The 21,621-nt window shown below is 37.6% G+C and carries 23 protein-coding genes; 2 read left to right on the top strand and 21 right to left on the bottom strand.

The window, feature by feature from the left end; all coding sequences use genetic code 11:
* Nucleotides 1-22: 22 nt before the first annotated feature.
* Genes cydS through G532_RS0100265 form a run of 3 tightly spaced genes read right to left on the bottom strand, consistent with a single transcriptional unit; the run spans nucleotide 23 to nucleotide 2,484 of the window.
* Complete coding sequence (cydS, locus tag G532_RS16365; RefSeq protein ID WP_425402110.1) at nucleotides 23-127, bottom strand: cytochrome bd oxidase small subunit CydS family protein; 105 nt, start codon at nucleotides 125-127, stop codon at nucleotides 23-25.
* Nucleotides 128-139: 12 nt separating this feature from the next.
* On the bottom strand, nucleotides 140-1,150 hold the full coding sequence (locus tag G532_RS0100270) for a cytochrome d ubiquinol oxidase subunit II (RefSeq protein WP_027962969.1): 1,011 nt from the start codon (nucleotides 1,148-1,150) through the stop codon (nucleotides 140-142).
* On the bottom strand, nucleotides 1,147-2,484 hold the full coding sequence (locus G532_RS0100265; protein WP_027962968.1) for a cytochrome ubiquinol oxidase subunit I: 1,338 nt from the start codon (nucleotides 2,482-2,484) through the stop codon (nucleotides 1,147-1,149). The genes G532_RS0100270 and G532_RS0100265 overlap by 4 nt, the downstream gene beginning before the upstream one ends.
* Nucleotides 2,485-2,676: 192 nt before the next feature.
* Between G532_RS0100265 and G532_RS0100260 the strand changes: the two genes are divergently transcribed.
* Entirely contained in the window at nucleotides 2,677-3,081 is a 405-nt protein-coding gene (locus G532_RS0100260; RefSeq protein ID WP_027962967.1) for a carbonic anhydrase, read from the top strand.
* Between the two features lie 46 nt (nucleotides 3,082-3,127).
* On the opposite strand, the gene G532_RS14475 is transcribed toward G532_RS0100260, so the two are convergent.
* Genes G532_RS14475 through G532_RS0100240 form a run of 4 tightly spaced genes read right to left on the bottom strand, consistent with a single transcriptional unit; the run spans nucleotide 3,128 to nucleotide 6,423 of the window.
* The gene (locus G532_RS14475; protein ID WP_051188996.1) at nucleotides 3,128-3,820 is read right to left on the bottom strand and encodes an N-acetylmuramoyl-L-alanine amidase; all 693 of its coding nucleotides are present in this window, start codon (nucleotides 3,818-3,820) and stop codon (nucleotides 3,128-3,130) included.
* A gap of 48 nt (nucleotides 3,821-3,868) precedes the next feature.
* Entirely contained in the window at nucleotides 3,869-5,005 is a 1,137-nt protein-coding gene (locus G532_RS0100250; protein WP_035512334.1) for a glycerate kinase, read from the bottom strand.
* Nucleotides 5,005-5,376, bottom strand: coding sequence for a DUF3221 domain-containing protein (locus G532_RS0100245; RefSeq protein WP_027962965.1), 372 nt, complete (start codon nucleotides 5,374-5,376; stop codon nucleotides 5,005-5,007). Before G532_RS0100245 ends, G532_RS0100250 begins: the two co-directional genes overlap by 1 nt.
* Nucleotides 5,377-5,433: 57 nt before the next feature.
* Nucleotides 5,434-6,423: a zinc-binding dehydrogenase gene (locus G532_RS0100240; protein WP_027962964.1), complete on the bottom strand. Its 990-nt coding sequence runs from the start codon at nucleotides 6,421-6,423 to the stop codon at nucleotides 5,434-5,436.
* A 93-nt stretch (nucleotides 6,424-6,516) separates the two neighbouring features.
* Here G532_RS0100240 and G532_RS0100235 point away from each other — a divergent pair, with 93 nt between their 5' ends.
* Nucleotides 6,517-7,140 (top strand): flavin reductase family protein, encoded by a 624-nt coding sequence (locus tag G532_RS0100235; protein ID WP_027962963.1) that lies wholly within the window; start codon nucleotides 6,517-6,519, stop codon nucleotides 7,138-7,140.
* A gap of 111 nt (nucleotides 7,141-7,251) precedes the next feature.
* Here G532_RS0100235 and G532_RS0100230 read toward each other — a convergent pair whose 3' ends face one another.
* From G532_RS0100230 to G532_RS0100165, 14 genes are all read right to left on the bottom strand, one after another.
* Nucleotides 7,252-8,394, bottom strand: coding sequence for an amidohydrolase (locus G532_RS0100230; RefSeq protein ID WP_027962962.1), 1,143 nt, complete (start codon nucleotides 8,392-8,394; stop codon nucleotides 7,252-7,254).
* A 24-nt stretch (nucleotides 8,395-8,418) separates the two neighbouring features.
* A complete protein-coding gene (locus tag G532_RS0100225) occupies nucleotides 8,419-10,020 on the bottom strand; it encodes an MDR family MFS transporter (RefSeq protein ID WP_027962961.1) in 1,602 nt (533 codons plus the stop codon).
* A 255-nt stretch (nucleotides 10,021-10,275) separates the two neighbouring features.
* Nucleotides 10,276-11,112: a 3-hydroxyacyl-CoA dehydrogenase family protein gene (locus G532_RS0100220; protein WP_027962960.1), complete on the bottom strand. Its 837-nt coding sequence runs from the start codon at nucleotides 11,110-11,112 to the stop codon at nucleotides 10,276-10,278.
* 35 nt (nucleotides 11,113-11,147) lie between these two features.
* The gene (locus tag G532_RS0100215; protein ID WP_027962959.1) at nucleotides 11,148-11,978 is read right to left on the bottom strand and encodes an enoyl-CoA hydratase-related protein; all 831 of its coding nucleotides are present in this window, start codon (nucleotides 11,976-11,978) and stop codon (nucleotides 11,148-11,150) included.
* The gene (locus G532_RS0100210) at nucleotides 11,962-12,864 is read right to left on the bottom strand and encodes an NAD(P)H-dependent flavin oxidoreductase (RefSeq protein WP_027962958.1); all 903 of its coding nucleotides are present in this window, start codon (nucleotides 12,862-12,864) and stop codon (nucleotides 11,962-11,964) included. The genes G532_RS0100215 and G532_RS0100210 overlap by 17 nt, the downstream gene beginning before the upstream one ends.
* The gene (locus tag G532_RS0100205; RefSeq protein WP_027962957.1) at nucleotides 12,857-14,038 is read right to left on the bottom strand and encodes an acetyl-CoA C-acetyltransferase; all 1,182 of its coding nucleotides are present in this window, start codon (nucleotides 14,036-14,038) and stop codon (nucleotides 12,857-12,859) included. The genes G532_RS0100210 and G532_RS0100205 overlap by 8 nt, the downstream gene beginning before the upstream one ends.
* Before the next feature lie 27 nt (nucleotides 14,039-14,065).
* A complete protein-coding gene (locus G532_RS0100200; protein WP_027962956.1) occupies nucleotides 14,066-15,112 on the bottom strand; it encodes a phosphotransferase family protein in 1,047 nt (348 codons plus the stop codon).
* A 12-nt stretch (nucleotides 15,113-15,124) separates the two neighbouring features.
* Complete coding sequence (locus tag G532_RS0100195; RefSeq protein ID WP_027962955.1) at nucleotides 15,125-15,904, bottom strand: enoyl-CoA hydratase/isomerase family protein; 780 nt, start codon at nucleotides 15,902-15,904, stop codon at nucleotides 15,125-15,127.
* Entirely contained in the window at nucleotides 15,897-16,646 is a 750-nt protein-coding gene (locus G532_RS0100190; RefSeq protein WP_027962954.1) for a 2-phosphosulfolactate phosphatase, read from the bottom strand. Before G532_RS0100190 ends, G532_RS0100195 begins: the two co-directional genes overlap by 8 nt.
* A gap of 17 nt (nucleotides 16,647-16,663) precedes the next feature.
* Nucleotides 16,664-17,209 carry a TRAP transporter small permease gene (locus G532_RS0100185; protein WP_027962953.1) on the bottom strand — a complete coding sequence of 182 codons (546 nt, stop codon included), beginning with the start codon at nucleotides 17,207-17,209 and terminating at the stop codon, nucleotides 16,664-16,666.
* A gap of 24 nt (nucleotides 17,210-17,233) precedes the next feature.
* Nucleotides 17,234-18,562, bottom strand: coding sequence for a TRAP transporter large permease (locus tag G532_RS0100180; RefSeq protein ID WP_027962952.1), 1,329 nt, complete (start codon nucleotides 18,560-18,562; stop codon nucleotides 17,234-17,236).
* 113 nt (nucleotides 18,563-18,675) lie between these two features.
* Complete coding sequence (gene dctP, locus G532_RS0100175; RefSeq protein ID WP_027962951.1) at nucleotides 18,676-19,779, bottom strand: TRAP transporter substrate-binding protein DctP; 1,104 nt, start codon at nucleotides 19,777-19,779, stop codon at nucleotides 18,676-18,678.
* 45 nt (nucleotides 19,780-19,824) lie between these two features.
* A complete protein-coding gene (locus tag G532_RS0100170; protein WP_051188995.1) occupies nucleotides 19,825-20,598 on the bottom strand; it encodes an enoyl-CoA hydratase/isomerase family protein in 774 nt (257 codons plus the stop codon).
* 23 nt (nucleotides 20,599-20,621) lie between these two features.
* The gene (locus tag G532_RS0100165; protein ID WP_027962949.1) at nucleotides 20,622-21,602 is read right to left on the bottom strand and encodes an NADPH:quinone oxidoreductase family protein; all 981 of its coding nucleotides are present in this window, start codon (nucleotides 21,600-21,602) and stop codon (nucleotides 20,622-20,624) included.
* Nucleotides 21,603-21,621: the final 19 nt, after the last annotated feature.

The raw sequence follows: 21,621 nt of genomic DNA, 5'->3' as shown, positions 1-21,621 counted from the left end.
GTTTTAAAGGCCACCTTTTAATTTACTTATCATCAACTTCGCTTTCTTTTAAAGCAACAAAGAATGCAAGTCCAATTGCACCAACTAAGACGATTAAAGGTGCATATAGAATAATGAAATCGGTCATAATCATCTCTCCTTACTTTCCTTTAATATAAGACTGGTTAAATAAGAACAGGCGCATGAGTAAATATAACGAAGGCAATAGCAAAGCCAATCCTGCTACAAAGACAATTATTAAAGCAATTGCCATTGCGTCGTTTGTTACCCCGTCAAATACAGTCAAATGTGGATATAATAGATATGGATATTTAGAAATTCCATATCCATAGAATGCAAAGGCAAACTGTCCAACCATTAGTAAGAAAGCAGTGCCATAGTTTCTCTTCTTCCATATGAACCACACACTACCAACAAATAAAATAAATGAAATGGCAAACATCCACCACAGATTTAATAAAGATTGATAGTGGTCAAAGTTGTGAGAGCGTAATTCATATATAATTCCACTGGCGGTAACAATCGTAGGTAGTGCCCAAATTAAAGCATACTTTCTTAATAGCTCAGTTGCTTCTAAATCGCCAGCACGATCTGCATACCATGTCAAAAATACGGAGGAAATATACATCACTGCAATCACACTTAGTATTACGATGCTCCAAGTTAATGGGCTGGTAAATAACGCCACGAAATCCAGCACTGGGCCAGAATCAGTAATCGAAACAAATCCACCTTCAGATATAGTTAAAACAACAGATAAGGAAGCAGGTAGCAACAATCCACTTGCTCCATACATAAACGCATATCCACGATGGCCTTTTGCCCCATATGTTTCAAAAGCATAATAGGACCCTCTAATAGCTAATAATATGATACTGATACTAACTGGAATTAAAAGTATACTTCCATAATAAAAAGCTGTTGACGGAAAGAAGCCCATTATTCCAACAAAGAAAAACACAAGAAATACATTAGTGACTTCCCACACCGGAGACAAATATCGCTGAATAATTTTTGTTAGAATGTGTTGCTTACCTGTTAGCAAACTATACGCATTAAAGAAACCTGCACCGAAGTCAATAGACGCAACGATGACGTACCCAAATAAAAATGTCCATAATACTGCCATTCCTATTATTTCGTAACTCATCGTTGATCACCATCCTGTTCGCCTAACTCAACAGATACGTCATTTCCTTTAAACATTTTTCGGAGTACAACTACGACACCAACACCTAAGATGAAATACAACCCTGCAAACAATACAAACATCAAGCCGACGTAGTCACTCTGGGTCGCTGCTTCATCCACAGTCATAATTCCTCTTAATATCCAAGGTTGTCTTCCGAACTCAGCCATCCACCAACCAGACTCAATTCCTAACATGGCTAGAGGACCACTAAACACGATTAACCATCTAAACCAATTCGCACGAACAAAACTCCAATTGAATCTCGTTCCAAACCAGTATAAGAAGGAGAAAGCCATCAACCCAGTTCCAATAGAAACCATGATGTCGAAGAAATAGTGTATAAATAAAGGTGGTCTCTCCTCTTCTGGAAATTCATTTAACCCTGTTACCTCTGCAAAGGGATCATTATGAGATAAGATACTTAGTGCATAAGGTATTTCTAATCCATAACTGACATTTTGATCATCATCTACGAACCCAAACAGAACAAGTGGTGCTTCCGCTTCTGTTTCAAAGTGCCACTCTGCTGCTGCTAGTTTTTCTGGTTGGTGCTCCGCTAAATATTTTCCAGAAAAATCACCGATTAATGCAGTAGCTACAGCAAAAACCAATCCGATTTTCATCGTTAAATGCAATGCTTTTCGGTGATACGCATGATTCGATCCGCGAATTAATTGGAATGCTGCTACTGCTGCTAAAATAAATGCTGAAGCCATGAACGCTGTAGAGATTACATGAGCTACTTTTGTAGGAGTAGCTACGTTAAACATAGCTGCTAAAGGATTCACACCGGACATTTGCCCGTTTACAATGTCAAATCCGCTAGGTGCATTCATAAATCCATTCACAGTAGTGATAAAGAATGCGGACATTGCCGCACCAATTGCAACTGGTACTAGTAGCAATAAATGCTTTCGTTGATTTTCAAATCGATCCCATGTATATAAATATATTCCTAAGAATATAGCTTCAAAAAAGAAAGCGAAAACTTCCATAAATAAAGGTAAAGCAATGACATGTCCTGCTAGTTCCATGAAATTCGGCCATAAAAGTGCTAATTGTAAACCAATTGCTGTACCTGTTACCACACCTACAGCAACCAAGACAACGAACCCTCTTGCCCAACGTCTTGCCATCATTATGTAATGCAAGTCGTCTTTTTTAATACCAACCCATTGAGCAATCATAATCATGAGCGGTATACCGACACCTAATGTAGCAAAAATGACGTGAAAGGATAGGGTTAATAAGGTTAACATTCTACTCCCAAATACCGGATCTTCAAATAACATGTTATTCCCCCTCCTTCAAAACTAATCAATCTCTCCTTATATTGTACCCCTTCTTAGCGTAGTTCAAGCATATCAAATATGAGCAAATTATTAATAGAAAGTGATTTTTTTGTGAATTAATTCACATACACTAGATAGGTGACAACTTCATACTTTTCTCGCTATAATACTAGATAGATAGGAGGTTATGTTGTGAATACTAGAAGTTTTGGTACTGCTATTAATTGTATGGATGGTCGCGCTCAAGAACCAGTTATTAATTTTGTAAAAGAAAAATTCGGGGTCACTTACGTAGATATGATCACCGAAGCTGGACCGAACAAGGCAATACTAGAAGGATCTTTAGAACTCGTAGAAAATATTAAATTCCGATTAAATGTTTCTCATCGTGGACACGGATCTAATGTTCTAGCAATTGCAGGTCATCATGACTGTGCCGGCAACCCAGTTGATCGAGAAGAAAAAATCAAACAAATCATCCAATCGATGGAACGTATGCGAACATGGGGATTTGATATGCAAGTGGTTGGCTTATACGTAAATGAAAATTGGGAAGTTGAACAAGTGACAGACGTACTACAATTAAGCAATTCTTAAAGTGTATATTTTCAGGATAAAAAAACACTGACTAGAAAGTAAGAATCTACTTTTTAGTCAGTGTTTTTTCTTCTATAAAGCTATCAAACCCTGCACTGCTTAACTTTTTGACCTGGTTCAAAGCATTTGATTGCTTATGATAAGCTCCACATATAACTCTATATAATCGTTCTGTACTTATTTCTTCATGAATTGGAATAGCACTTTTTCCTTCTTGGTCTGCAATCGCTTTAACAACTAATTCATACATTTTCTTTCGATAACTAGGATTCTTAAGTTTTGTTCTGTTTGGCCCATCTAAGAAATCATATTCTATAATTGTTACCTGACAGTTACCCGTTTCTCTGTGCATAAAATAATAATCTTGTTTCATATTAGTAGGCAATGATCTAGTGAAAACTCTACGAACAGGATACCCTTCCTTTTGAAATACCTTTAACAGATGATGTTCAAAACCTCCACTGGAATACATACTGTGAATAGCTTCAAAACCATTGCCTTTTCCAGCGTTAAAATGATGGGATATGCAGTGAGAATATCTTTTCACCATAGAAGTTCGTTCATTTCTCGGTAAGGTGATATCTTTTTTACGCGTAACCGCTGTCTCTATCCCTATTTCCCTTAATCTGTTATACACATATAAAGCCGCTTCTAACGTCCAATCCTTTTCCTGTACCCCGTCATAAACGGCCCCAGGATCCGCTCCACCATGCCCTGCATCTTGTATCCAAATCCCCATATAACCATCCCCCCTCCCTCCTATAATCGAAAAAGAAGGAAGAATGGGTTATGTGAGTCGTGTGTAAAAAGTTACTATTCGCTTCAATTGCTTTTCAATCAATTGCTTGGCGTGCAGCTGACTCTCTTCAAATGAGATCGGGCCCTGACAGATGGAAAAGACTCCATCAAAGTATTGATTTAAGTCTAACGAATCATCATCAATACTACCTGAAAGTAAAATTACTGGAATATTATATTTTTTTGCTAACTTCGCTACATAATAAGGGGCTTTTCCGAAAAGAGTTTGGTGATCACTCTTCCCTTCCCCTGTAATGACTAAATCTGCTTTCTTTAATTCTGCTTCTAGGTTACTTATTTTAGATATTGCAGAAGCTCCATTTTCAATATTTCCGTCAATCACTTGTAAAGCAAAGCCTAATCCACCAGCAGCTCCTGCCCCATCTTCGAGAGCGTAATCCTTACCTATACTCGTTTCTATTTTATTTGCAAATGCGCGAATAGCTTTGTCTATCGACTGCAGTTCCTTTTCTTGTAACCCTTTCTGTCTTCCAAATACAAAAGTAGCACCGGTTTCACCAGTTAAACGATTATCCACATCAGTTGCTACGGTAATATTAAGTTCGTTAATCTTTGAATTTAAAGTAGAAAAGTCAACTTCTTGTACATTTAATAAGTCTTTTGTTCTTAATACAGATTTTCCACTCAAGTGATTGGTTGAAAGCTTAAATTGAACTCCAAGTGCCTGAAGCATGCCTACTCCAGCGTCATTTGTTGCACTACCTCCAAGTCCTAACGTTACTCTCTTGACTCCAATATGGAGGATGTGGTTAAGCATTTCTCCCACTCCATACGTAGTCGATTGCAAAGGAGATCTTTCATTAATTGGAACCTGTTGTAACCCTACGATTTCAGCAATTTCTATAAAAGCTTCCTGACCGTCTTCACTGAGTCCGTAAAAAGCGTCTATTTGTTGACCATACGCTCCTGTTACCCTTATTTGATTCTTTTTTCCATTCACAGCATGTAAATAGGCTTCAAGCGAGCCTTCTCCTCCATCAGCCATAGGCATTTGCTTAATGGTAGATTCAGTTAAAACTGAATCACATGCTTTATACATTACTTCAGATACTTCTTTTGCTGTTAAACATTCTTTATAAGAATCTGGTGCAATTAAAATTCGCATTATTCATCGTCCTCATCTAACTCTTCAATAGAATATGCTTTACTTTGACCGGGATAAGACTCAGCGACAGCATCATGTTCTACACGAATGTAATCTCCAAATTTCAATCCCTCAAGCTGAGATATCCCGATTTCCGAAGCATCAAAGTAAATCGCATTCCCAGCTCTTTCAGCAAACCCTGATTCTAAATCCATATCATCCTTTTCATCCACTCGATTTTCGGTAACTAAGAATTCATTTTCCTTTACCTCATAAACATAACCATCAAAAAAGTTCGTTTCCTCATTAGGACCTGAACCAGATGTAGTACCACACCCTACTAACGTCGTGAGGAATAAAATTAGAAATAATGTTAACAATCGCTTATACATTATAATTTCCTCCTTTAAATAATAGACGTTTTAACACACGTAAAGTGTCAGAACTAATTACATCTTAATGGCGATCTTCCCGAACTGATCACTATCCTTAAAATAATTAATAGCATCCTGAAAATTACTTGCATCATAAGTACGATCCAATTCAGGCTTGATATTATGCGTCTCAATAAAAGAAATCATTTCTGCTAATTCTTCATTACTTCCCATTGTGGAACCTAGTAAATTGAATTGACCATAGAAGAATTTCCGAATATCTATTTCCACTATGTCTTCCGTAGTAGCTCCGAAAGTAACAATTGTTCCACCTTTACGAATGATTCCTAATGATTTGTTAAAAGTAGCCTTCCCAACACTTTCAATTAATAAATCTACGTTCTCGTTTTTCAATTCCTCGTTCCAATCTGACTCTGTAGCAATTGCTATATCTGCTCCAAGTTCTTTAGCCTGTTCTAATTTGTGTTGATGTCTAGAAGTAACAACAACTCTAGAACCTACTGATTTTGCGTACTTCAACATAAAAGTCAGGACGCCACTTCCTATGCCAGGAAGCATTACAGTGTCTTCGGCTTTTAAACTTCCGCGTGTAAATAATGCTCTGTAGGCAGTTAATCCAGCTAAAGCTAATACGGAAGCTTCCTCCAAAGAAAGATGCTTAGGTTTTTTAGATAAATCATTTTCATTTACAACCATATAATCTGAAAATGTACCGTGATCTGGGAAGCCTGTAATTTGAAAACCCTCTGGAGGAGCGTCACTGTTTTCATCCCAACCTGTTCCCGGATGAATAATAACCTCATCTCCAACATTCCACTTCTGCACTTTAGTTCCAACTTCTTGAATAACTCCTGAAGCATCAGATCCAATGATTAATGGGCCGTCCTTGGGATCATGTCTAGTTGTTACTGCAAGATCTCTACGATTTAACCCAACATACTTGATAGAAACTTTTACTTGATAATCTTCCATATTCGGTTCTTCGATCTCCCTATAATTCAGACCTTCTAAACCAGATTTTTTTTCATGTACAATCGCACGCATCATTTTCCTCCTATAAGATTATTTTTTTGCAAGTATTTATTAATTTTTCTTATCTTCTGATATTATTATATATGAAGTAAAGGAGGATGCTAAATGAAAGGAATTGATCCAAACCAATTAACAAAACAAGAGAACTACAAACTTTTAAGTGGAGTTGTCATCCCACGTCCTATAGCCCTAGTCACTTCTGTGAATGAAAATGGTGTAGTAAACGCAGCACCTTATAGTTTTTATAACGTGATTAGTGCAGAACCACCGCTCGTAGCCATTTCAGTAGGAAGAATTGATGGGGAAATGAAGAAACACACAGCATTAAATGCTATGAAACAAAAGTCTTTTGTAGTGCATATTGTAGATGAATCTATTCTAGAAAAAATGAATCAAACAGCTGCACCATACCGAGATGAAATTAGTGAAATAGAAAAAGCAAACCTTACACAGGTACCTAGTGATCTCGTAAAAGTACACGGAATCAAGGAATGTAAGGTACGTATGGAATGTGAGCTATATGATGCTATTCCTTTAGGAGAAAACGGAACTTATTCGAATGATTTACTTATAGGCAAAGTTTTAAAGTACCATATTGATGAAAAGATCGAAATTCCACCTTATAAAATTGACAGCACATCCTTAAAACCAGTAGCAAGATTATCTGGACCAAACTATGCCACTCTCTCCAATCCCATTTATTTAGAACGCCCGACTGATACAGAATAATGCTTTAGCAGATGAACATAATAAAAAGAGCGAGAGATCCGGGGCTACACCACAAAAGTTAGATGAACAACTAACTTTCAGGTCTCACTCCCTTACCTCACGCTCTTTTTCTCACTTATTACTGTATACCATTTTTCCGTTAATATAAGTCGCTTCCACATTACTTCTTAAATCAAATGGATCTTGGTCCCAAATAACAAAATCAGCATCTTTTCCAATCTCAATGCTTCCAAGACGATCCTCAAGCCCTATATGTGCAGCAGCTTTTGAAGTAAGAGCTTGCAATGCTTGATCTTCTGTCAAACCATGTTTTACACCCATTATTGCACTTGTCATCAAATGTTCTATTGGTACAACCGGATGGTCAGTGGTGATCGCGAATGGAATTTGATGCTTCGCATACACTGATAACGTTTCCCAACCTTTGTTTTTCAGTTCAACTTTTGACCTTGCGCTTAACGTAGGGCCTACCGCAACACTTACTTCGTGTTCTGCAATAAATTCTGGCATTAAATGCCCTTCCGTACCGTGCTCGATTGTTAATTCTATATCAAACTCTCTCTTAATACGTAAGACCGTGGCAATATCCTCTGCCCGGTGTGCATGGACACGAAGAGGGATTTCTTTTCTAATTACTTTAACGATGTTTTCAAGTTCTAAATTAAAATCAGTATCTCCATTTTCTTGTTTTTTCACATAAGACTTTGCTTCATATAACTTATCGCGAAGTATACCAGCTACTCCCATACGCGTTGTTGGTAACTTCCCTTGTCCACCATGGAATCGTTTTGGATTTTCACCAGTAGCTGCCTTTAAACCAGATGGCTCTTTAACAACCATTTCGTCTGCTACTTTACCAACTGTTTTTACAATGACCATTTCACCGCCAATAACATTCGCACTACCTGGCAATATTTGTGCTGTAGTAATACCAGCTTGTCTTGCATCTTCAAATCCAATATCAAATGGGTTAATCCCATCTAGGGCACGAACTTGTGGTGTGCTGGCGCTACTGGTTTCATTAAAGTCATGTCCGGCTGGTCCATTCCCTTCTTCAAATACCCCTAAGTGAGTATGAACATCAATTAACCCAGGAGTGATTACCTTCCCCTGTAAATCAATCGTATCCGCTTCATCTGACAAAATAACCTCCTTATTTACTTGTTTAAAATTCCCGTCCTGTATAACGATCGATTGATTTTCCATACGATTTCCTAACCCATCATGTCCACTTACATTTTTTAAAATTAACATGTTCATCCACCTTTATCTTTTAAGTTATTGATTCTCTTCCTCATAATACTCATCTTCCTGGAGGTCATATTCTGGTAAAAATAATACACAAATAAACGTTAATATAGCGAATAGGAGCCCTACTAAAAATAGCGCACTAATTCCACTTGATAGGGATAGTTGAATGGCATTTAACCATTCCTCATATAGAGCACTTGCCCCATCCCCCATCTCCAAAAATGATTGTTCCACACTTGCCTGTGCTTCACTTGTAATTAATTGTTGAGGTTCCATTTCTAAAATTTCACTTTGCGCTGAGTCACTCAACTCTTCAAATCCACTTGGTTGAACCTCTTGAAATTTGTTTATAAATCCAGCGTTCAATATTGCTCCAAATACTGGTGCGGCAATCACGCCAGCAAGTGAACGAGAGAATTGCAGGTTAGCATTAACTGCACCCATCTGTTTGTATGGAAAAGCATTTTGAACGGAAACATTCATAATAGGCATTAGAGAACCAATCCCTACTCCAAATATAGTCATATTAATCATCACCGTTACAAAGCTTGTATCAACACTCATTTGGTTAAATAAAAACAACCCAATTAACATAAAAGCAGCACCAATTAACGCAAGAATTTTGTATTTCCCTGTACGAGACATTAGCTGCCCTGCAACCGTTGCTCCTATTATAAAACTTAACATGAGTGGAGTCATTACCATTCCACTTTGTTGGACTGATAACCCAACTACACCCTGAATATATAGTGGCAAGAACATGATCGTCCCAAACATAGCCATAGTTACAAACAATGCTAGGATTACTGTAATAGAAAATATTCTATTTTTAAAAAATGACATTTCTATGATTGCATCTTTTTGAGATCTTTCGAATAAGACGAATATAGCTAAAACAAGTAGACCAGTAATGAACACGCTGACTACTCTAGTATCTGTAAAAGTAAATTCATCCCCAACCCAAGTCAGACCAACCATAATTGGTAACAAACCTGCTACAAGTAGTAATGACCCTTTCCAGTCCACCTTCACTTCTTCACCTGTTTTTACTTTAGGAAGGGTAAACCAAACACCAATGATTGCTAGTACAGCGAAAGGTAAATTAACAAAAAACACCCACTCCCAGCCAAACTGTTGCGTAATAAATCCACCAAGAGTTGGACCGATAATACTAGATACACCAAAAACAATACCTAGCACTCCCATCCACTTCCCTCGCTCTTTCGGATTAAAAATATCTCCAATAGTAGCGTTTGGCATAGTCATCATCGCTCCAGCGCCAATACCTTGTATTGCCCGGGCAATAATCAACATCATCATGGAATCAGCAAATCCAGCAATAATTGAACCTATTGCAAACACAATTAGACCAAATAAATAAAACGGTCTTCTACCATATACATCTGATAGTTTCCCGTAAATCGGAATACTAATGGCAGAAGTAATCATAAAAGCACTAAATAACCAAGCATAGTATTCAAAACCGCTCAAGTCACTAACGATAGTAGGTATAGCAGTAGACACAACAGTCTGGTTCATCGATGCAAAAAACATTGTCATCATTACAGTTGCAAGCGCCCACCATTTCCGTTTTCCAGTAATCTGATTCGTTGTCTGAACTGTTGCCATTTATGTAATCTCCCTTAATATTTCGTATTGCGAATTAATTTTCATTTTACCACAATACATGATTGTGTGAAATAGATACTCATGACAAGAAGCGTTTTGTCTCGCTAGCTTGGATTCTATAGTCCCGTTATTTGATTCTATAGGACCGTTTTTCGATTCTATAATCCCATTATTCGTTTCTATACTCCCATTTTCTGATTCTATACTCCCATTAACAAAACCTCCTTATTATTATAAGGAGGTTTTGAGATAATCCTAATATTGATAAAAGCCTTTTCCACTTTTACGGCCGTAATGACCTGCACGTACTAGTTTTTTCAATGATTGCGGGATACGGTACTTTGGGTCGCCAGTTTCATTTAACAATGTTCGTTGCACGTATAGTAATGTGTCTAGTCCAATCAAATCTGCCAATTTCAAAGGTCCGATAGGGTGATTGGCACCTAGCATCATACCTTGATCAATGTCTTCTTTACTTGCAATGCCTTCATCATAAACAAATATTGCTTCTGAGATCATTGGAACTAAGATTCGATTAACTACAAATAAAGGGGCATCACTAACGGAAATATGTGTTTTCTGGATTGATTGTGCCAACCCTTCGACTTTTTCTATAGTTTCTTTTGATGTTTGTTCCCCTTCTACCACTTCTACTAGTTTCATAACCGGTACAGGATTAAAGAAATGCATTCCACAAACTCTTTCAGGATAATCTAAATCTGAAGCAATTTCAGTTATTGATAAACTGGAAGTGTTTGTAGCTATTACCGTTTTTCTATCACATGTCGATTCTAGTTCTGCAAACACCTTCTTTTTAACCTCAATATTTTCAACAATAGCTTCCACTATTAAATCATTTTCTTTAAATGCAGATTGATTTGTAGAAAATGTAACGTTAGGAAGTATATCTTCACTTGTCTGGTCACTACCTTGTTTTTGTAGTATTTTTTCGATACTTTTTGTCATCGTTTCTTTTGCTCGTTGCAGAGCGGATTCATCGACATCAACAAGGGATACTTCATAACCATTCAATGCAAATACTTGAGCAATACCGTTGCCCATAATTCCAGAACCTAATACACCTATTTTCATGTCGATTCTCTCCAATCTTTATTTATTATTAAAAATCATCTGTCCCCTTCTGTTCCATTTGAAAAGAAATTTGGTAGATCTGAATGTTTTAGTGGGAATATTGGTGACCTTTTCTCTACAAATGATTCAATTCCTTCCTTCGCATCACGATTTCTACTTGCCCAGTATAAAAATTTCGACTCGATTAAATGAGAATTCTCTGGGTGATTTTCCTCGAGCATCCCCCAAAGAAGTTTCTTCGCAAAACTATTAGAAGTAGCAGCTGTATTTGTAACAATGTCTTCTGCAATTTCTTTCGATTTACCTAAAGGGTCTTCTTCTTCATATAATACTAGTCCAGATTCTAAAGCTTCTTTTGTTGGAATCATTCTTCCAGTTAACATCCACTCTAATGCCTTTCCCATTGAAACAATTCTCGGTAAGAACCAACCAGATGCTGCTTCAGGTCCAATACCACGTCTCGCAAAAACAAAGCCGATTTTCGTATCTTTTTTAACAATACGCAAATCCATCGGAAGTGTCATAGTCAATCCGATCCCGACTGCAGGTCCATTAATAGCTGCAATGATAGGCTTGGAACTTTCAAACAATTGAAGACTAACCTGTCCACCTATATCACGAAATTCGTCCTCATCTTCCGCTGTTTGAAATGTTTCTTCCCCACTCTCTAAATCCATTCCAGCACAAAATGCTCTTCCAGCTCCTGTAACTATAATTACGCGAACTTCATCATCGGTTTCTGCTTGTTTAAAAGCTGCCTTTAACTCTTCATTCATTTGATACGTATAGGTATTCATGGCTTCCGGCCTATTTAACGTAATTGTTAAAACATTTCTAGAAAGCTCATAGTCAATTGTTTCGAACAAGCTTCTCAGCCCCTTCACGGTACTCCAGTTTTAACTTTTCTAGAATCTCTTTTGTAGATTGTTTAAGGTGAACTGCAGTTACACCATGGCCTGCAGACCAAATATCTTTCCAAGCTTTTACATCGACCAAATGGGATAAATCCACTTCATTTTTCGACGTTAATGTATCTGGGTCGATGTTTTCTTTTAACAGACTAGGTATTAAAATGTTCGCGTGCACTCCACTAAAGGAATCTGTATAAAGAACATCTTCTATGGTAGAGTCTATTACCATTTGCTTATAATCATCTTGGGCACTACTTTCGTTTGAGGCAATAAACCTTGTTCCAATATAGGCATAATCTGCACCCATTGCCTTTGCAGCTAACACATCGTAACCAGTGGAAATACTCCCTGATAGTATAATCGTTCCATCATAAAATTCTTTTACCGCTGCTATGAATGCGAATGGATTAAGGGTCCCCCCATGCCCGCCAGCCCCAGCACATACTAATATTAATCCGTCTACTCCAGCAGAAGCTGCTTTTTTTGCGTGTTTCACAGTGGCTACATCAGAATATATTTTTCCACCGTACCCATGTACAACCTCAATCGCCTCTTTGGGACTTCCAAGGGAAGTGATCACGATTGGTGGTTGATATGTTTGTACCAAATTTAAATCTTCATCATACCGTATGTTTGATTTTTTATGGGCGATTAAATTCACTGCCCAATCCTGATTCGGCAAAGCTTCTGAGACTTCTTTTAACCAGTCTGCGCAAGTTTCTATTGGTCTTGCATTTAATAAAGGAAACGAACCAATCGCACCATTTTTGGATGCTTCTATAGTCATCGAAGGTGTTGAAACCAAAAACATCGGTGCAACAATGACAGGGAAATTAGACATTCTCTATCACCATCGCGATTCCTTGACCGCCACCGATACATAAGCTTACAACAGCATACTTACCTTCTCTTCTTTTTAATTCGTAAGAAGTACTTAATAAAATACGTGCGCCACTAGCCCCTACTGGGTGACCTAGTGCAATGGCACCCCCATTTACGTTCGTCTTCTCCCGATCTAATCCTAACTCCTTTTCTACTGCAAGGTACTGAGCCGCAAATGCTTCATTTACTTCCACAAGATCCATATCTTCTATTGTTAAATTTGCTTTGCTTAAAGCGTCTTTTATAGCAGGAACCGGACCAATTCCCATCACAGTTGGATCGACACCTTGGACACTCCAAGAATTAATTTTAACTAATGGCTGTAAACCTTTTTCATTTACAGCATTTTCCCCAGCCACTACAAGACTTGCCGCTCCATCATTAATACCTGATGAATTTGCAGCTGTCACAGAACCATCTGATTTAAATACAGGTTTTAATTTTGCTAAAATCGTACTCGTGGATTCTGCCTTCACATGTTCATCCAATTCTACTTGTGTGTTACCTTTACGAGTTTTCACTTCCACAGGCGTTATTTCTTCTTGAAAATACCCTTTTGCTATCGCTTCTGAAGCACGTTGGTGTGAGGATATAGCATAATCATCTTGTTCTTGACGAGTGATATGATGAATTTCAGCCAACTTCTCCGCCGTCATCCCCATCCCATTACCGGTATATTGATCGGTTAAGGTTGCTTGAAGCATATCAACAAAAGAAAGTTCGCCCATTTTTACACCCTTAAATCGATTTTTAAAGTTTGAAAATGGTGCTTGAGACATATTTTCTGCACCACCGGCTAAAATGATATCCGCTTCATTTAATAAAATATGTTGAGCTGCAGTTACAACGGACTGTAGACCTGAACCGCATAGTCGGTTTAGGGTTAATGCCGGAACTTCTTGAGGAACATCACTATATAAACCTATATGTCTTGCTAAGTAGGCAGCATTTTTTCCAGTATGAATTACATTTCCATAGATAACGTGATCAATGGCACTCGCAGGCACTTTAGCTCGGCTCAGAGCCTCTTTTGCCGTTGTAGTTCCTAGTTTTACAGCATCTGTTTCTGAAAGCGAACCCCCAAAGGCGGTAAATGCCGTTCTAGCCCCGTCTATTACATAAATATCTTGCATGAAACCTTCCTCCTTTTAACTTCACTATTATAATAATCTCTTTTGCTTGGCCAACTCAGCCATTTCTAGCAAATTATTCACTGATTTATTCATGTTTTTAAATCTTTCGTCTGGTAATTCACCAATCGAGTAACGATAATAGATTTGTTGAAGAATGCCCGCTAACTTATAAAAGCCAAATGCAACGTAGTAATCAACTTGTGATAGATCTCTTCCACTTTTATTTGCATAGGATTCAATAAATTCTCTTCTTGAGTAAAATCCAGGCTGATCTGTAATAATGTTTATACCTAAGTCAGGGTCATCTTTCCCACCCCAATAACATACAGAAGCGCCTACATCTGTCATTGGATCACCTATTGTTGATAACTCCCAATCTATCACTCCATTCACCTTTCCTACCTCATGTTCATCAAACAATATATTATTCAATTTAAAGTCATTATGCACGATTGTTGGATTTTGAGAAACTGGCATATGATCTACTAGCCACTTTTCCAACTCTTTCACTTCATTAATATCTTCTGTCTTGGAACGATTTAATCGCTTTATCCAGCCATTGACCTGTCTTTCTAGGTATCCTTCTGGTTTTCCTATTCCTTGCAGATCTGGTTGTTTCCCATTAACTGATTGCATATCCACCAGCGTTTGAATTACCTGATCGGATACAACTGGACCCACTTTTTCGGAAGTCCCATAAAATGCTGGTATAGATTGATCAAGGACAATCCCTGGCTTTTTTTCCATAATATAAAAATGCTTATCCATCATTTCTCCACCTTCAGAAAACAAATAAGGTTTCGGCGCAAGCGGAAAAGCACGATTAACTTTTTCTAATAAATGATGTTCTCTTTCCATATCATGTGCTTTAGGCGGGATCTCACCAAATGGAGGTCTTCTCAATACACCTTCCCAGTTACCTATAGCTAGCTGGTAAGTCATATTGGAATATCCCTCTGAGAATTTTTTTACGTAAATCTCCTCGTCAGGTATGTTGGATAGGTTTGTTCGTATAAATGTTCTAACTAACGTCCAATCAATATATTCTTCATCAACATAGTTCTCTATAGACACAATGCCCCTCCTTTACTCTCCTTTAAAATTAGCAGACCGCTTCTCATTAAATGCTTGGACTCCTTCTTTAAGATCATCACTTTCGGCAATATCTCCGAATAACTTCGTCTCTAGTCGTTGACCCTCTGCTAAAGATAAATCATAGCCACTATTTATTACTTGTTTTGATTTAGAAATGGCTAGTGGTGCTTTTTCTGATATTTTTAATGCAAGGGAATGAGATAGAGTATCTAAATCTTCACTAGACTGAGCAACATGTTCTACTAAGCCTATTTTCTCTGCATCCTCCGCACTCAAAGTGGAACCAGTGAATATCATTTCTTTCGCTTTTCCTAACCCAACATAACGTGGAAGTCGTTGTGTGCCTCCATAACCTGGAAACACTCCAAGCCCCGTTTCAGGTAAACCTAATTTACTCGAGCTACTAGCAATTCTAAGATCACATGCTAAAGCTAATTCTAAGCCACCGCCTAATGCTACCCCATCAATTACTGCAATTACTGGAACATCAAGCTGTTCAATTTTATTAAACACCTTTTTACCAGTATCGACCAGCTCCTGGCCAATTTCTCTATTAATTTCTGGAAAACTTGAAATATCTGCACCAGCAATGAAAGCTTTTTTAGATTTAGATTTCACCAGCAGAACTCTTATTTGTCTATCCCTTTGCACTTCATCAACTTTTCTACTAATTTCTTCTAAAAAATCTCCTGTAAGTACGTTCAGAGGTTGATGATTGAGAAAAATAGTTCCAATATAATTGTTCACTTCTAACTCTACAGAATTATTCATGTTGCCCACCTCCAGTCACTTTAAATAAATCTACTATTTCACCATTCTTATACCAAGGCAATACAGAAACGTTTTCAAAATGGTCGATTACATAATCAACCGTCTCTAGATAATTTAGTTGCTTCAAAAAGTGACGTGTGTCTACGTCATATAAGTCATGAAACCCTTGCTTTTCACTATCTAAAAATGCTTTTTGGGCAAGCTTTGCTGCATCTGTGCGAACAAAAGACTCCTTTTTTAATAACCGATCAATGATATGACCAGCTCCAATAAAGTCTTCTAACGAAAACCCTCCACCATTGCCGGAACAAATCAACACAATAGGTCCTTCGTTTACATGTTTTCTTAATTGTTCCGCAACTAAATGGCCATTTGTAATGGAGGAAATATATAAATGCTTTGCTTTTTTTGCTGCTTCGATTGCTCTTGTTCCATTCGTTGAACAAATAATAGCAGGTTTTGACTGTTGTACAGTTTCTATTAATCTTGGGTCCGGAAACAAAAAGCCCGGAATCTCATTACCATTGTTTTCACCTAAGAGCAAACTATCTATATCCATTTGACCAGCAATTGTTGAGGCATTAGGAGCGTTCTCCGTTGCAATTACTGGATGATAATTTTGATTTAATAAGAATGTAATAGTCGATGTTGCCAAAAAAACATCAATAACAACTACAGTAGCCTCTTTTAACCGATCAGGTTCTACTAATTCTTTTTGTGTGATGACATGAATTTTATTCATTTAAATTTACACCCTCTTTATTCCCCAATATCTTGTTCTTCTTCATCCTTGAATAACAGAGAAGCTTTTTCGACTTTTAGGTTTCTAATAATAATAAAGATGTTTTCTATAATCACCATTGCAAACGCAAGAGGTACTAAAAATAGAAGCGGATAGATAGGGTATAATGTACCGGCAGCAGGAAATGACATCCCTCTTTCTAAACCGTCTAGTGCGTATAAAATGGTGAAATAAAACATAATCCCTAAAACCAATATCTCCAACAAAACCATTCCATAAATCAACATTTTCTTAGAAGAGTTTGTTAGTTTAACCATAAGCAAGTCCATCTTCGGAAGAACTCCTGAGGCATAAACATAAGCAAGAGCAGGAAAAACTGTTAAAGTCATAAAATAATTTTGAACCATTTCAAACCCACCACTGAGTGACGCACTAAATACATTTCGTAAAATAACGTCCATTACAATGAACAGCATCATACCAAACAAGCTGATTCCGCTGATCCAAACACCTACTAATTTAACTTTTTCAAATGCTCCATATGCTTTGATTACTCCATTCATGTTATTCACCCTCTCTTCTATTATTTAATTCATCGAATTAGGCAAGAATGTTGCAATTTCTGGGAATAAAATCATTAATCCACAAACAACTACTAAAGCTGCTATTGCAAACACCATACATACTTTAAAGATTGCTTCAGATCTAATTTTACTGATCCCCGAAACTGCATACACACTCAAACCTACTGGGGGAGTGATTAGTCCGATTGTACAAATAATTCCGACAAAAACTCCAAACCATAATAAATCTACTTGAAGTTCTACCATAATAGGCATTAGTACTGGAATGGACATCAGAATAACTGCTGCGCCCTCAATAAACATAAACATTACGAATAACACAACTGAAATGATAATTAGAACAATCGCTGGATTTTCCATGATTGGTTCTAACAAATCAATCAATTTACGTGGCAATAAGGATAGAGAAACGAATCGGCCAAAGATCTGTGCGCCAATCATAATCAGCATTACCATTCCTGTTAGCTTAATTGTTTCTACTAAAGATACTTGTAAAAATTTAAAGTTTACCTTTCCTAATACTAATGCAGCCAAGAACCCAACAAACGCTCCAACCCCACCTGCTTCAGTAGGAGTAAATAGTCCTGAATAAATACCTCCAAAAATCACCAACATAATAGTTGTAGCCGCGATGCTAACAACAATTAATCGCGATACACTTAGAGTTTCAACAACACTTTCATCTTCGATCTCTTCTGTTACATCATTTTTTGCATTCTTGCGCTTTTCCATTTGGAAAAAGAATAGCATGACAGTTATAAATACGATTAACACTAAAATTCCTGGAATAATTGCTCCTATAAAAAGATCACCTACAGGAGTTTCTGTTGCAACTCCATATAAAATTAAAATAATACTCGGAGGGATAATGCCTGATAATGAGCCACCTGCTGCAGCAATTGCACCAGCTAATCTACCACTATACCCATGTTTTCTTAACTCTGGAATCGCTACTTGTCCTAGTGAAGCCGAAGTTGCCGTACCAGAACCTGAAACTGCACCTAAGACGCCACCAATGGACAAGGTCATAATACCAAGGAAACTATTTTTCCCTTTCGCTGCCTTATGCACCATATAAAATATGTCTTTGACAATGCCTGATTGCAATATAAATTGCGCCATAAGTACAAACAGAGGAATAGTTGTTAAAGTGTAACTTGCTACACGTCTAAATGGTTCATTACCAATTAATCCTGGTAAATAGTCGAAACCTTCTAGTAACAGTAATCCAATGAGTCCTGTTGCAAAAAGGACGGAATGTATATACAAACCTGAAATCAATAAGCCGATTACCATGATTAGAACAATTGCTATAATCACTGTATTATCCACGATTACCCCTCCCAATTCTATTTTTATTATGTAAATAGATGTGAGACGCGGGACAACTGTCAAAAAGTCCCGCGATTCACATGTATTTTAAATTTTCAAGTAACTATTTGACTCTATTCCAAATCCTTCAGAGCTTCTGGAACGTCTCCGCCTTCTTCGATAATTAAATCTCTCCATACTTTAATTAGCTCTGTACCAGGTAACCCTTGTTCTTCAAGCAATTCTGCATATTCTAACCATGTTTCTTCGATTCCTTCATTAAAATGATCTTGTACTTCTTGATCTAGCGAATCAAACTCCACAAATTCTCCGCCTTCACTTTCGTTATACTCTACCATCTCATCTGCACGATCCAACCATTCTTCCCCACCAGATATTAATACGTCTTCGTAAGCTTCTGTCATAGCTTCTTGAACATTTTCTGGGAGGTCTTCCCACGTATCCTGGTTCATTCCTATAAATGCATTAAAATGACCAAAGTTGATTCCTGTTAATGTGTATTCAAATAAATCTTGAAAGCCATAACCTGACCAGTCAGCAATACTGTAGTAACTTCCTTCAAAAGATCCACGGCTTAGAGCATCATACATTTCCACTGCTGGCATCGTTACACTATTAATTCCAGTTTTATCTGAATATAGCTCGTGAATTCTTGACGGTGTACGTAAAGAAGTTCCCTCTACGTCATCCACTGTTTCAAAAGCATGACCTGTTGTGGAAATAGAGTACTCTTGTGTTGTTGATGTTGGGAATAATTTAAAATCAGAAAACTGCATATCATAATATGTTTCCCCATCACCTAAATCGATATCTTCTGTTAATAGACGATCCCATGCTCTTGTAGCAACTAACGTATCAGAATCAGCTAATGGAAGCATGGTAACTTCCGCCATTGGATATTGATCAGGTTCATAAATAGGAAGAATTAAACCAACATCAATTGTGCCATCAAGCGTTGCCTCTGCTTCATCCGGCACATCTACAAGTTCACCACCAGTGAATGTTTCAAATTGAACTTGTCCATCCGTTAATTCTTCTACCTGTTCCATCCAAGGTACCATCGTTGCGTCCCACCAAGCATGTTGGGCACTCAAGCCAGTTGCAGCACGTAACTCAATTGTTTCTTCCTCACCACTATCACTATCTCCGCAGGCCACCATAACAACCGCTAGCATAGATACTGCAATAATTAAGAGACTAAACTTTCCTTTACTCATCTTATTTCCTCCTAAAGGATAATTATTTTAATAGATCGATCAACACTATCTTCCCTTAAATTTTGGGCTTCTTTTTTCTATAAATGCCTGAACACCTTCTTCATGATCTGTTGTTTGTAACAATAAGGCTTGTGTAACATTCTCTTTTTCTCTTACTTCTTCAAAGCTTTGCTCGTATAGAGAATTAATGATTTCCTTCACATAACGATTAGCTACAGAAGGTCCATGAATTATAAACGAAACAAACTGTTCCACACCTTCATCTAATTCATCTACAACCTTGTTAATAACACTATAATTTTGCGCATCCTTTGCTGAGATGATAGCACCTTTAGATACCCATTCTTTTAAAAGTGGCATGGATATTCTAGATGAAAGGCTTTTCATTAACCCTAAGTCTGGTATTAAACCAATGTTTGTAAAGCTAATTGCAAATTTCGCATCTCTATCAGCGACAATAAAGTCACATGCAAGAGCAAGACTAAATCCAGCACCAGCAGCATATCCATTAACCGCGGCAACAACATACTTTTTTATGGTGCGAATAGTCGTAGTAAGTTGGGAAACGGAATCAATCCATTTTGCTGCGTCAACTGTAGATTCTATTTGGCTCATTGATTCGATATCTCCACCAGCACAGAAGGATTTGCCACTGCCTTTTATCACAATAACTTTCACTTCTGGATTCTCCTCCGCAATAACCAATTGATCGTATAATTGATCAACGAGCTCTTTTGATAAAGCATTCAATTTATTTGGTCGTTGTAGAGTTACCCAAGCAATCTGATTTTTTACCTCTTGGTGCACAAGTTCTTCCATCGACATCCCCCCTCCTAGCTTTTTTATGGTTCAACTACTACCTTTCCCCAAGTTTTACGTGTTTGAAGTTGTTCTAACGCCTCTGGTACTTCTTCAAAATGAAAGGCATGATAAATTAATGGGTCAAGCAATTCCTGATCTAGCAATTGCATTAATTCTTGATGGGCCTTTCTAACTTCTTCTGGGAAAAGCTTTCGGTAGTAACCAAAATGCACACCTACTATAGAATAGTTTTTGATTAGTGCGTGATTCATCGGAGCTTCTTGCATATCTCCGCCTGCAAATCCTATGAGGAGAATCCTACCTGAGAAATTTATGCATTTTCGAGACTTATGGAACACATCTCCACCAACTGGATCAAAAATAACATCTGTGCCTTTATGATCTGTTAGCTCTTTTACAATCTTCTCAAAAGCTTGTTCACGATAGTTAATGACATAGTCAGCTCCTAAATCAGAACAAATTTTCGTCTTCTCCTCCCCACCAGCCGTTGCTATAACTTTTGCTCCCATCGCCTTAGCAATTTGAATTGCTGCAGAACCTACCCCACCAGAACCGGCATGGACTAAAATTGTTTCATTTGCCATTAACTGTGCTCTGTTTTTTAGCGCGTAATAGGCAGTGTGATAAGTAATAAACATAGCCGCCGCTTTTGAATAAGATAACTGTTTTGAAATTGGGAATACATCTTCTTCCTTCACTACGACGTGTTTCGAAAAACCTCCATTTGGAAGCTGAGGAGTAATTAGTACCCGATCTCCTACTTCAAAAGATGAGGAGGAGGTAACTTCTTCTACAATGCCCGCCGCTTCCGCTCCAGGAGTAAATGGAAGTTCAGGCTTTTCTTGATAGTTTCCTTGACACTGTAATATGTCAAAGAAATTTAATGAGAACGCTTTCACATTTACGAGTACCTCGCCAGGTTTAAGTGAGTCTATTTCTAAACTCTTCATTTCTAAAGCTTCACTTGGTTCTCCCAATTTAGTAACTTGCCATGTGTTCATTCTCTAACCCCCTTTCGTA

The sequence above is a fragment of the Halalkalibacillus halophilus DSM 18494 genome (assembly GCF_000423105.1).
In the GTDB taxonomy this organism is placed as follows: domain Bacteria; phylum Bacillota; class Bacilli; order Bacillales; family Alkalibacillaceae; genus Halalkalibacillus; species Halalkalibacillus halophilus.
Note: the sequence above shows the minus strand (reverse complement) of the source record. Positions and strands in the feature narration are given on the sequence as shown.